The sequence below is a fragment of the uncultured Algibacter sp. genome, from assembly GCF_905480415.1.
Lineage (GTDB): Bacteria > Bacteroidota > Bacteroidia > Flavobacteriales > Flavobacteriaceae > Algibacter_B.
In genome coordinates this window covers 25621-38300 of record NZ_CAJQQI010000015.1, presented here as the reverse complement: position 1 = coordinate 38300, position 12680 = coordinate 25621, and the positions used below count along the sequence as shown (strand labels likewise).

General features: G+C 34.4%; 12 protein-coding genes. 5 read left to right on the top strand and 7 right to left on the bottom strand.

Features of this window, described 5'->3' with window-relative positions; translation table 11 throughout:
- Positions 1 to 233 (bottom strand): hypothetical protein (locus QZ260_RS01565; protein ID WP_295981997.1); only part of this gene is annotated, 233 nt, incomplete at its 3' end.
- Positions 234 to 318: 85 nt separating this feature from the next.
- Between QZ260_RS01565 and QZ260_RS01560 the strand changes: the two genes are divergently transcribed.
- Entirely contained in the window at positions 319 to 792 is a 474-nt protein-coding gene (locus QZ260_RS01560) for a regulatory protein RecX (protein ID WP_295981996.1), read from the top strand.
- Positions 793 to 910: 118 nt separating this feature from the next.
- Here the strand turns inward: QZ260_RS01560 and QZ260_RS01555 are convergent, their stop codons facing one another.
- Entirely contained in the window at positions 911 to 1771 is an 861-nt protein-coding gene (locus QZ260_RS01555) for a cupin-like domain-containing protein (protein ID WP_295981995.1), read from the bottom strand.
- Positions 1772 to 1840: 69 nt separating this feature from the next.
- Positions 1841 to 3661, bottom strand: coding sequence for a TonB-dependent receptor (locus QZ260_RS01550; protein WP_295981993.1), 1821 nt, complete (start codon positions 3659 to 3661; stop codon positions 1841 to 1843).
- A gap of 73 nt (positions 3662 to 3734) precedes the next feature.
- On the opposite strand from QZ260_RS01550, the gene QZ260_RS01545 reads away from it, so the two are divergent.
- Positions 3735 to 5237: a PLP-dependent aminotransferase family protein gene (locus QZ260_RS01545; RefSeq protein WP_295981990.1), complete on the top strand. Its 1503-nt coding sequence runs from the start codon at positions 3735 to 3737 to the stop codon at positions 5235 to 5237.
- Positions 5238 to 5280: 43 nt separating this feature from the next.
- Here the strand turns inward: QZ260_RS01545 and QZ260_RS01540 are convergent, their stop codons facing one another.
- Complete coding sequence (locus QZ260_RS01540) at positions 5281 to 5700, bottom strand: DUF2007 domain-containing protein (RefSeq protein WP_295981989.1); 420 nt, start codon at positions 5698 to 5700, stop codon at positions 5281 to 5283.
- Positions 5701 to 5771: 71 nt separating this feature from the next.
- On the opposite strand from QZ260_RS01540, the gene QZ260_RS01535 reads away from it, so the two are divergent.
- The 3 genes from QZ260_RS01535 to QZ260_RS01525 all read left to right on the top strand — a co-directional run bounded on the left by QZ260_RS01535 (position 5772) and on the right by QZ260_RS01525 (position 8940).
- On the top strand, positions 5772 to 7559 hold the full coding sequence (locus QZ260_RS01535; RefSeq protein ID WP_295981986.1) for a PDZ domain-containing protein: 1788 nt from the start codon (positions 5772 to 5774) through the stop codon (positions 7557 to 7559).
- 391 nt (positions 7560 to 7950) lie between these two features.
- A complete protein-coding gene (umuD, locus tag QZ260_RS01530; RefSeq protein ID WP_295981984.1) occupies positions 7951 to 8391 on the top strand; it encodes a translesion error-prone DNA polymerase V autoproteolytic subunit in 441 nt (146 codons plus the stop codon).
- A gap of 9 nt (positions 8392 to 8400) precedes the next feature.
- Positions 8401 to 8940, top strand: coding sequence for a GNAT family N-acetyltransferase (locus tag QZ260_RS01525; protein WP_295981982.1), 540 nt, complete (start codon positions 8401 to 8403; stop codon positions 8938 to 8940).
- A 161-nt stretch (positions 8941 to 9101) separates the two neighbouring features.
- On the opposite strand, the gene QZ260_RS01520 is transcribed toward QZ260_RS01525, so the two are convergent.
- The 3 genes from QZ260_RS01520 to QZ260_RS01510 all read right to left on the bottom strand — a co-directional run bounded on the left by QZ260_RS01520 (position 9102) and on the right by QZ260_RS01510 (position 12677).
- Positions 9102 to 9380 carry a F0F1 ATP synthase subunit epsilon gene (locus QZ260_RS01520; protein ID WP_295981980.1) on the bottom strand — a complete coding sequence of 93 codons (279 nt, stop codon included), beginning with the start codon at positions 9378 to 9380 and terminating at the stop codon, positions 9102 to 9104.
- Positions 9381 to 9397: 17 nt separating this feature from the next.
- Positions 9398 to 10906 (bottom strand): F0F1 ATP synthase subunit beta, encoded by a 1509-nt coding sequence (atpD, locus tag QZ260_RS01515; protein ID WP_295981978.1) that lies wholly within the window; start codon positions 10904 to 10906, stop codon positions 9398 to 9400.
- A gap of 166 nt (positions 10907 to 11072) precedes the next feature.
- Positions 11073 to 12677, bottom strand: coding sequence for a G-D-S-L family lipolytic protein (locus QZ260_RS01510; protein ID WP_295981974.1), 1605 nt, complete (start codon positions 12675 to 12677; stop codon positions 11073 to 11075).
- Positions 12678 to 12680 lie beyond the last annotated feature (3 nt).

Sequence of the window (12680 nt, the reverse complement as noted above, 5' to 3'; positions counted from 1 at the left end):
GCAGAAAAACTACCCTGAGGAGCAACACTTCCAGTATTATATGGGCCATCAATTACAACTTGAAGTGTTGCCCCTATTGTTGGTAAAGTATTAGTGGTAGTGCCATCACTCCAACTCCATTCACTTCCATTCCAGGTAGCTGTAGCTGTACTACATTGTCCAAAACCAAAAGTTACAGCACAAAAAAGTGTGATGAATAACGTAAGCGATTTTAAAAAAGTAATTTTTTTCATAATCGTTAAGTTTTTATAAATTTAGATTTGGATTTTTTAAATTTTTATTCAAATTGTTACTATATCATTGTTATTTTTGGTGCTTATGCAAACAAAAAAAACATATACCGTACAAGAAGCTACCCGTAAACTGGAGCATTATTGTGCCTATCAAGAACGTTGCCATAAAGAAGTGCGACAAAAGCTGATATCTATGCACATGATACCCGAGGCTATCGATGTGATTATAGTCCATCTTTTAGAGCATAACTTTCTTAATGAAGAACGTTTTGCCAAAACATTTGTTCGAGGTAAGTTTAGAATTAAGGCCTGGGGCCGACGTCGATTATCTTTCGAACTTAAGAAAAAAGACATAGGTAAAGTTAATCTAAATCAGGCACTTGCAGAAATAGATAACGTGGAGTATATCGAGCTTTTCAATACATTAGCCGAAAAAAAAGCGAATTCTATTACAGAAACGAATATCTATAAAAAAAAGAAGAAATTAATTGATTATCTGCTTTATAGAGGCTGGGAAACGCACCTCGTGTACGAAAAAGCAAAGGAGCTTTTTGGATAAACCTATAAAAAAATGGATTATGTGTAACACTTAATCCGTTTTTAAACTATTTTGTAGGTTGAACTTATAGGTTAAAACTGGCACCTATATTATAAATTTGATAAAATCAAAGGCATATTTATAGATGTTTATGGGTTTTAATAATGGCTTGTTTGTTTTTCCAATCAATCCATTTTTGCCCTTTTATGCGTCGCATGATATTATCAAAATTGCGCATAATAAAAACGTTATAAACCGCTTTACTTAAGTTTTTTGGATTTCTAGTAATAGCTCGTAAACTCATCGAGAACCCAGGTGTTATATAGTGCATGTAATGCCAATAGCCTTCGGGCATATACAAGACCTCACCATGATTAAGATTGGTTTTGTAACCTTTGGCTTTTTTAAGCATAGGCCATTTTTCAAAATCGGGGTTATTAAAATCAATATCTTCTCTTGTAATTAAAGAATGCGGAATTTTGTATAAATAATCATTCTGCTTTTGGTCGAACAAAATACAGTGCTTTTGCCCTTCAAAATGAAAATGAAAAATATTGGCTAAATCAATGTCGTGATGCATAAACGTATGCGAATCGCGACCGCCAAAAAACAACATGGGAATGCCTTTCATTAAGCGCAATCCAAAATCAGGGAATGTAAAATCTTTCTGTAAACTAGGAATTTCTTTTAGCGCATTCCATAAAAAAATACGGTATTTAGTAGGCTCATGCTTCAATAAATCCACATAATCACCCAACTTCATTTTAGCATGTGGCTCATTAAAACCATCTTTATAATCTACGGGTCTGTCGTCATAAAGCGGGATAGTAATATCTCCTCCAACCGCTTTCATATAGTCTAAATTCCACTTATGGTAAGCAGGCCAATCTTCAATAAAGCGCTCAATAACCACGGGTTTTTGTGGTTTAAAATAGTACTTTAAAAAATCCGCTTTGGTAATGGTTTTTACACGCGGAATGTCCTGTAAGTTTAGCGACAATGTTTATGAGTTTAGGACTGTAAAGTTAACAAAATGTAACTAGTAGCAGTTCTAAAAATGACTTAAACCTTAGTTGAAACGGTATTGCATACCAAATAACACATTGCTAGGAGGCATGGGCACAAACCCTGTTTCAATATAGTCTTCATTAAACATATTAGCCGCAGTTAGTGTAAACTCAAATTGTTTAACAGCTATAACCATAGAGGCGTCCCAAACATTATAGCTCATACCAGAAGTACGTTCTGCATGCTTGTAAATAACATTAAAGTTAATATTTTTAACCAATTGCGTGCTTAAACGAGAGGTAACATGATGTTTTAAAGAGTTAATAGAATATCGGGAAAAGTTGATGTTTAAATCGCCCACTTCATCTTCAATATAGGTGTAACCCAATGAAAGATTCTGATTTAAATTATTTACTTTAAAGTTATAGCTTGTATTAATTTCAAACCCTTTAGTATATAAATCGCGCAGGTTGGTAGCCATAAAACGATCTGTTTCATTTTCTTTTATATAATCTATTAGGCTACTGGCATCTCTGTAGAAAAACGCAAAAGATCCTGTAAATTTTGGTGAGATGTATTTACTCCCTATTTCAACAGAAAGCGCTTCTTCTGGTTCTAAATTGGCGTTACCAACGGTTCCAGGGTCACTATAAAATAAGTCGGTATATGTTGGTATACGGTAGGTGTAACCCGTATTTCCGTAAATTTTAAAATGATCGTTTAACCTATAGCCAATATCTAAGCCAGGAAAGGCATGAAATTTAAAATCTGAAAAGTAGGTTACCGCAACACCTGGAGTAATATCTAATCTGTTATTAAATAATTTAAATTGATGTTCTAAAAAAACATTAGTCATAAATCTATTTCTATGACCCAAATTATTACTTCTAATGTAAATTTTTGAAATATCGACCCCAAACCCAGTAACCCCAAGTTCAGAACTATAAGATGCATTAACTTCTGCACCCATCTTATCTGTAATATGTAAGTTTCTGAAAAAATTAGGCTCGTTTCGTTTTAATAGAAACATATCTTGATTGCGTTTCCAATATACGCGAGGTTTTATTTTTAGTTTTTCAGATTCGAATGTTGTTGTAAAACCAATTAAACTGTTTTGCGTTTCTTCATATTCGTTCCAAGCTGGGTTTGTGGTATAAAAATTTTCAGCTCCAAATTTGCGATCAAAAAACGTTGCAATCATTTCAACTGCTTGTGCCTTTTTATTGAAAACACTTTTAATGAAGTAGTTTGAATTGTTATAGTCTGAATTGTTTCTGTAACCTTGAGACGTTAATTTACCCACATGAATAATATGTGATGAATTTTCTAACTCTGATCCTACCGTAAGTGATCCGTTTAATTGACCAAAAGAACCCGTTTCTAAATTCGTTGAAACTGAATTTTTTAGTTGTTTTTTGGTTACAATATTAATAGCGCCTGTAAACGCATTTTGACCAAAAACACGAGCGGCAGGGCCTTTAATAATTTCAATACGCTCAATAACTTCAATAGGTAATGCGGCATTCATGGTATGGTGTCCTGTTTGGGCGTCGTCCATTTTTATACCATCAATAAGTAGTAAGGTTTGGTCGAAACTTCCACCTCTAATGTATATATCAGCTTGACTTCCGGCAGTTCCACGACGTCTTATATCTATGCCTGCAACTTGCTGTAATAAATCGGCAACATTGGTAGTCGCACTATTTTTTATGTCTTCTGAAGATATAATATCTATAGTTCTGGAGTTTTCCTTAAAGGGTAAATCTATGCGTGTTGAGGTAATAATAACTTCCTGTAGAGAATCCATTTTTACAGGGGCTTCTTGGGCTTGCCCTATTAATGTATATAGTATAAAAGCGGTTAAAGCGAATTTAGTCTTCATAAAATAATTTAGTTTAAAAACGATGCAAAAGTCGTAACTTTCCGGACGAGTAGCATAGTCCAGTTTTAAAACAATGAATAGTCCGGTTAGCCATCTTCTAAAACAGTTAATATATTTTGATAAATCTAGTGCGCAACCTATTTATATTCAAATAGCACAGCAAATTATAAATGCTATTCAACGCGGCTATGTATCTAAAGGCGCAGCATTACCAGGAACACGTGTTTTAAGTCAAATATTAAAAATTCATAGAAATACAGTTGTAGCGGTTTACGATGAGTTGGCTTCTCAAGGATGGGTAGACATCGTCCCGAATAAAGGCACATTTGTTTTGGTGCCAGAGCAAACAACAGCCACCATTAAAGCACCTGCACAACACATAGATCGAGTATATGACTATGCTAAAATTACGGGTTTTCCATTTCAGCCATCGTTTAATTTGTCATCTACATTACAAGTAACAACTGCTAAGTATAGTATTAATGATGGTAATCCCGATTTAAGACTACATCCTGTACATCAATTTTCAAGATGGTATAGTGCGGTTATGAAGCGAAAATCTTTAATTAAAAAATGGAATCAAACAACGCAATTGTCTTTTTCAGTATTTGAAACACAACTTTGTAATTATTTAAATGCTACACGAGGCTTTCATATAAAACCATCTAACCTTATAAGTACACGAAGTACCGAAATGAGTTTATATATTGTGTCGCAGCTTTTAATAAAACAGAATGATATAGTTTTGGTAGGGCATTTAAGTAACTATGCGTCAAACATGATTTTCCAACAAGCTGGTGCTACTATTAAAACCATTCCAGTAGACGCTCATGGTTTAGATGTTGATTATATTAAAAATCATTTCGTAAAGGGAAGTATCCGTTGTGTTTATGTATGTGCCCATAGGCAGTATCCCACAACAAAAACACTACGTGCAGAACGCCGCTTAAAATTGTTAGCATTAGCCAAAATATACCAGTTTGCGATTATTGAAGATGATTACGATTACGATTTTCAGTTCGAAGGTTCTGCGATGATACCCATGGCAAGTGCCGATGCTAATGGCGTGGTTATTTATTTAGGAAAACTTGGGCAATCGTTATTTCCAAGTTTTCAAACAGGATTTGTTGTAGCACCCGAAAATTTAATTTCTGAAGCAAAAAACTATTTGCAATTGCTAGACAAACAAGGCGATATTATACAAGAGCAGATACTTTCTGAGTTAATTTATGAAGGTGAAATATACCGCCTTATGAAAAAAAATATCATGATTTATAAGCAAAGGCGCAATTGTTTATGTAACTCTTTAGAAACGTATTTTGAGGGCGCTATATCTTGGGAAACACCATCTGGCGGCTTAGTAATATGGGTGCAGTTTGAGCCTAAAATCTCATTGGTTAAGTTGGCAGAAGAAGCCGAAAAAAATAATGTGTGTCTCCCAAAAACGACCCTCTATCAAGACAGAAACACATGTGCTATTCGTTTTGGGTTTGGACATTTAAATGAAGTAGAAATAGAGCATGTGGTTAAAACACTAAAAAAGGCTTACGATGTGGTGTCTTTAGGCCATATTTAAGAATAAATCTAAATTTCAAAATAGATTGCTCGTAAAACTCAGTTTATTGCTTTTCTATATCAAACTCTGTTTTGCAATCTTCACACCTGTATTTATGTCTGGTGTAAAATGGAAGTGCTGAAAACAATACACCAAAAATAAACCAGAATAAGGATTTAGCATCTTTTATTGTTGAATATAAATCGATGTGATGGCCTTTGCAATTTGGACAGCTCATAGTATGTCCTTCATCATCAATAGAATATGTGTTTATAGATTCTAAAATATGTTGGGCCTCTAAAGCGTCAGTGGATAAAACCTTTAGCTTAACTCCGCCAATAGCATTGCTTACCAAAGGATCCGTATCAATTGTTAAGTTATCAGTCAAGAATACTTGAATGCCTTCAGCTTCTAAGCGTCCTTTTATAATTTGGGCTTCAGTAGAATATTGAAATCTGGCTATGGTTTTAAAAGTGTTGCTCATAAAAATTAGTTGTTATTTAGCAAACCGTTCACATTACAAAAATACTATCTTAGTTCTTTAAAATTTATCACATGACTAGATTTCTTTTTTGCTTCCTTTTTTTTATATTTCATTCTATAAGTTTTGCCCAAGTTTCTTCTCGTTATGCCATCTCATTTGAAAATGCGGCACATCATGAAGCTTTTGTTGAAGCTACGTTTTCAAATTTAAAAGCAGATGCGATTGAATTTAGAATGAGCAGGACCTCTCCTGGACGTTATGCTTTACATGAATTTATGAAAAATATTTATGCTGTTAAAGTAACCGATAGTAAAGGGAATGAATTGGCAGTTACCAGACCAAATCCATATTCATGGCGTGTAAAAGAGCATGATGGAACTATAAATGTTAGCTATATATTGTTTGCCAATAGAGGGGATGGCACCTATTCTCAAATTGATGAAACCCACGCACATCTTAATATTCCTGCAACTTTTATTTATGTGCCTAGTTTAGAGAAGGATGCTATTGAAGTAACATTTAATATTAGAGAAGATTTAAATTGGAAAGTAGCGACACAGTTAAAGCCTTTAAATGGGACTACCTATTATGCTTTAAATCATCAATATTTTATGGATAGTCCAACAGAAATAAGCAACTTTAGTAAACGTTCTTTTGATGTTGATGGGCAGGAAGTGAGTTTTGTGTTACATCATAATGGAACAGAAGAAGCATTGGATACGTATTTTGATAACGTCAAGAAAATTGTATTACAAGAGAAGGCCGTTTTTGGTGCACTTCCTAAGTTTGATTATGGGAACTATACATTTTTAGCATGCTATATTCCTAATGCATCAGGTGACGGTATGGAACATAGAAATTCAACAATTTTAACAAGTACTAGAAGTTTATCCGAAGGAGGTATGCGAGGTAATATCGGAACAGTAGCTCATGAGTTTTTTCATAGTTGGAATGTAGAGCGAATTCGTCCTGATGCTTTAGAGCCTTTTAGTTTTGATGAAGCGAATATGACTGGGGCACTATGGTTTGCTGAAGGTTTTACAAGTTATTATACGTCGTTAATTTTATGCAGATCAGGCTTAATAAATCGAGAAGAGTATATAGATGGTTTGACACGAAGCTTTAATTATGTTTGGAATTCTCCGGGGCGTCAATTTTTTAATCCTATTGAGATGAGTTACCAGGCACCATTTGTTGATGCTGCTCGTTCTGTAGATCCTGTAAACAGAAGCAATACCTTTATTTCGTATTATTCTTACGGAAGCATGTTAGGATTAGCTTTAGATTTATCACTTCGAGAAAAAGGGTTACATCTTGATGATTATATGAAACAAGTTTGGGTAACCTATGGAGAACAAGAAACACCTTACACCGTTGAAGATTTACATAACACGTTAAATAATTATGCTGGTGTAGATTTCGGTAATTATTTTTTCAATAGTTATATATACAAAAGCGGTATGCCTGAGATGAAACGTCTTTTTAATAATTTTGGCGTGTTGTTATCTCAAAATCGAAATAAAATTGATTTTGGTGCATCTGTTAAAAAGGGTGTAATCACTACTAATACAACTATGGGTTTATCAGCCTATAACGCAGGATTAGACAGTGGCGATAAAATTCTTAAACTAAATACTGTTTTGGTCGATGAATTTACTGATTTTGATGCTCTAATAAACGCATTAAAACCTAACGACATTGTAAATATTGTTTACGAGCGTTATGGAGAAACAAAAGAAACCAAAGTGACATTACAAGCTAGTAATAGTTATACTTTAAGTTTGTTTGAATCTAATAACTTAAAACTGGAAGAAAAGGAAAAGGCACTGCGCGAAGCATGGTTACAAGCTAAATTATAAGTTCAAAACATTATAAAAATTCACTTTTTTCAGCTTATTCCATAAGGCAAAAAGCGCGTATGTTAAAACTTTAAAATATCAATTTAGCTACACACCCATTTTGCCTTTCTTTATAGGTGATCTATTTAGCCATAAATGGCCACATTACGTTCCAGAATCTAAAACCACTAATATTAATGGTTTTATACTCGTTAAATAAAGCAAGATTCTCAAAAATTTAAATTAAATTTAAAAACGGAAAAATATTTTATTCGGTCGCCTTCCTGCCGGTAGGCATATTATAACAAGGGTCGGGCTTTCGCTACTCAATCTTTTTGTTAAAAAGCAAAAAGGATTTCAAACAAACCGCTCAATCTCTAACGCTCTAAAATACCAACAAATTACATAACCCATGATAGCACACAAATCTAACAACCTTAGCTTTTTTACTCCAAAAACTTCAAGTGGGTTGGCAATTCCTTTTTTTGATACTGGAATTTCTGCAGGATTTCCTTCACCAGCCGAAGATTTAAAAGAGCAACGTCTTTCATTAGATAAAGAGCTTGTTAAGAATAAGGAAACTACTTTTTTTGCTCGTGTTAGTGGACAATCCATGATTGGAGCCGGTCTTGATGATAACGATTTACTAGTAATTGATAAAAGTTTAGAACCAGTACACAATAAAATAGCTGTTTGCTTTTTAGATGGGGAGTTTACAGTAAAACGCTTAAAAGTGAATACAGAAGGTGTTTGGTTACAACCAGAAAATCCAAATTACCCAATAATAAAAATCACAGATGATAATGATTTTATTATTTGGGGCATTGTAACCAATGTTATTAAGAAGGTATAATTATTCATTGTGGAAATTAGTTATAAGAGGGCGATAGCAGATGAAGAATTACATGAGATTCTAGAACTTCAACGTAAAAATATTTCAATTTCAATCTCAGAAGAAGAAAAACAAAAAGAAGGCTTTGTAACTGTTCAACATGATTTTGATACATTAAAATCTATGAATGAGGTCTGTACGCATAGTCTCGCCATATATAACAATAGCGTTATTGGGTATGCCTTATCTATGGTTAAAGCATTTAAAGACGACATTGCTATTTTAAAACCTATGTTTAAGGAAATTGAGAACTGTGTAGATTCAAATCTTAGCTATATAACTATGGGGCAGATTTGTATTGATAAAGCTTTTAGAAAACAAGGAGTGTTTAGAGGTCTATATAACGCGATGAAGGAACATGTAAAACAAGAATTTGATGTAATTATTACAGAGGTAGATAAAAAGAACACAAGGTCTTTAAATGCCCATTATGCCATTGGGTTTGAATTGTTAAAAACGTATAAATCAAATAATCAAGAATGGGTTTTGCTCTCTTGGACATGCCGTTAACCTCATGTAAATTTATAAAAACAACCACATTTCTATCTATTCCTCTAATGTCATTTAGATGCATGCTAATGAAGAGCTAAGTCTATTAAAGCTAAAATAAAGGCATAAAAAAACGCGAAGCATATGATTCGCGTTTTTATTATATAATTTTAAAATAAAATTTAATCGGCTAAAAGAATAACCTTATTATCTTTCATTTCTAAAGTTCCAGAATTAATCTTTAATAACGTAGTGCCTTTATCACCTTTAGTAAATTTATCCTGAACCTCTTCAGCTAACTCAATATTCCCTGAAATTTTCACAACCCCTTCTTTTAATAAAGAAACAATGGCAGCGTGATTATTTAACATTTCAAAGTCACCGTTAACTCCAGGAACGTAAATACTAGTTACTTCTCCGCTAAATAATGTGGCTTCTGGTGATACAATTTCTAAATGCATAATTCTATAGTTTTAGATTAAGCTTCAGCAAGCATTTTATCTCCAGCCTCAATAGCTTCTTCAATAGTCCCTTTAAGGTTAAATGCTGCTTCTGGTAAGCGATCTAATTCACCGTCCATAATCATATTAAACCCTTTAATAGTTTCTTTAATATCAACTAAGACGCCAGGAATACCAGTAAATTGCTCAGCTACGTGGAAAGGTTGAGATAAGAAGCGTTGTACACGTCTTGCTCTACCAACAGCCAATTTATCTTCTTCAGATAATTCTTCCATACCAAGAATAGCAATAATATCTTGTAATTCTTTATAGCGTTGTAATAACTCTTTTACTCTTTGAGCACAATCATAGTGTTCATCCCCTAAAATATCAGCAGTTAAAATTCTTGAAGTAGAATCTAATGGATCTACCGCAGGATAAATACCTAACTCAGCAATTTTACGAGACAATACTGTTGTTGCATCTAAGTGAGCAAAGGTTGTAGCAGGTGCAGGATCTGTTAAATCATCTGCAGGTACGTAAACCGCTTGTACAGATGTAATAGAACCTCTTTTAGTTGATGTGATACGTTCTTGCATCGCACCCATTTCAGTTGCTAATGTTGGTTGGTAACCTACCGCAGATGGCATACGACCAAGTAATGCAGAAACCTCTGATCCAGCTTGTGTAAAACGGAAAATGTTATCTACGAAGAAAAGAACGTCTTTTCCTTGTCCTTCACCAGCACCATCACGGAAATACTCAGCAATAGTTAAACCAGATAAAGCCACACGAGCACGAGCTCCAGGAGGCTCATTCATTTGTCCGAATACAAACGTTGCTTTTGATTCTTTCATTTTTGATTTATCAACTTTAGATAAATCCCATCCACCATCTTCCATAGAATGCATAAAATCATCACCATAACGGATAATTCCTGATTCTAACATTTCTCTTAAAAGGTCATTTCCTTCACGCGTTCTTTCACCAACACCTGCAAATACAGAAAGACCACCGTGACCTTTTGCAATATTATTAATCAACTCCTGAATTAAAACTGTTTTACCTACACCAGCACCACCAAATAAACCAATTTTACCACCCTTTGCGTAAGGCTCAATTAAATCGATGACTTTGATACCAGTAAATAAAACTTCAGTAGACGTTGATAAGTCTTCAAATTTAGGAGCTTGACGGTGAATTGGTAAACCAGATTCTCCCGCTTTAGGTAAATCTCCTAGACCATCAATAGCATCTCCAATTACATTAAATAAACGTCCGTAAACATCATCTCCAATCGGCATTTGTATAGGCGCTCCAGTTGCAGTAACTTCAGTTCCTCTACTTAAACCATCAGATGAATCCATTGCGATTGTACGCACTGTATCTTCACCAATATGAGATTGTACTTCTAATACTAATAAAGTACCATCAGTTCTTTTAATTTCTAATGAATCGTAAATTTTTGGAAGTTCTGAACCTGCACTAAATGCAACATCAATAACTGGACCTACTATTTGAGCAACTTTACCTGTAACTTTAGCCATTACCTATTTGTTTAATATTATGCGTTTTAATTCTATGAAAACACTTCAAGTTTTCGCGTGCAAAGATATATTTTTTAATTTAAAATTAAAGTTGTTTTCTAGCTTTTTTGGAATAAAAAAACACCTTCGATAGGAAGGTGTTTGTAATTTGTCTGTTATGTTTGTTTTATTGCAACCCAGGAGAATAATTTGTTGGATAATCTCCAGCTTTAGCTGCATTCCCTGAAGCCATAAAGTTTGATCCAAATTGATTATCAATGGCTTCCAAAAATTTATTAGCCATAAATGCATATCCTCGCGCAGATAAATGGATACCATCTAAACTAACGGCACCACCTGTTACTAAACTTGCATCAAGCGTATAATCATCAAAATTAGTACCTACTGAAGCTAATTCTGTTAATATACTATTTAGATCAACTAAAGCGACATTTTCATTAGCGCTAGCTACTGCAGAAATTGTATCGTTATAGGCGTCTGTTGCATTTTTGATGCTAGCAAGTTCATCAGTATCTAATGCATCTATATCATCAATACCGTTAACGGCAGCAATTACTAATCCTGCTTGTTCGGCAGTTGGAGTTCCTCCTGCTTGAAGAAGCCCTAAAACTTGTAAAACCTCATTGGTTAGAGCTACGGTACCATATCCTTGAGCTAATGCTCCTCGATCAATAGGTAAAAGAAGTAACTCTTCTTCTGACATTTGTTTAAATCCTAATGGATTCGTTTGTGTTACAGGAACATCTATTAAAAACCTATTTGGACCTGCATTAAAGGTAATAGCATATTGAGCTGCTAAAGCCTGTGCTTGCTCTAAAGGAACACCCTGTAATAGTAAGCCTTGTAAAAATATACCACTAACTGCTTGAAATACACCCGTTAATTGTCCCGCTGTAGCTGCATCTAAAACTAAAGCATTGTTTGGGATGGTTGTAAAATAAGGTAAATCTGTTATGTAAGGCACATTAGTTACCACACCTTTTGCCCCTGTAGCTGATAAAGTACTCACTATTTCAGTAAAAACACTAGCAAAAACATTTGGGTCCGTAATGTCGTTTCGAGCATACGAAGCCGCGTTGTAGTTACCTGTTTGATCTAGTCCTATGCCGCCAGAGGTAGCATATCCTAAAACATCATTTCCTCCTAATTCAGAAAGTGTGTAAAAAGTTGGGTTTTGGCTTAAAGCATCCCCTAATACTGAAGCTCCAGCAGACGATGCCATTCTTCCAAAATAAGGATTGAAATTGCCATATCCAGGAAAAGTGATCTCAAAACTCCTAGCTCCGGGTACTCCAACATTATTAAAAGAACTACCAATGTTAACGGAGGCATCTGTTGTAATTGGTGGTACAGGAGCACCAAGATCAGCAAGAAATTGATTTAATCTTTGTGGGCCAGCTCCGTTAAATATTAAACGGTATTCAGCTGCAGGGAATGGACCAAATACCATTCCTCCCGTATTATCATTCATTAATGGTTGAGTAAAAGCTCCTCCGCCAACTTTAGCAAATTCTTTAGCTAAAATATTTGGGAATGAATTTTCTTGTCCTGCAATAAATACTGCACCATCTGTGTATCCCGCCGTGAATGAGGCTCCAATAGCGACATAATTTGAGAAGTCTACGGATCCTGAAACTAAATCAGGCAAAAGTTCGGTAGACGTATCAATATTATTATCTACTAAAACATCTTCAATTTCGTTACAAGCTGTAAAACCTAAAAGTATAACTAACAGCCCTATATATTTTGTATTCATAAATGTCTTTTTCATAAT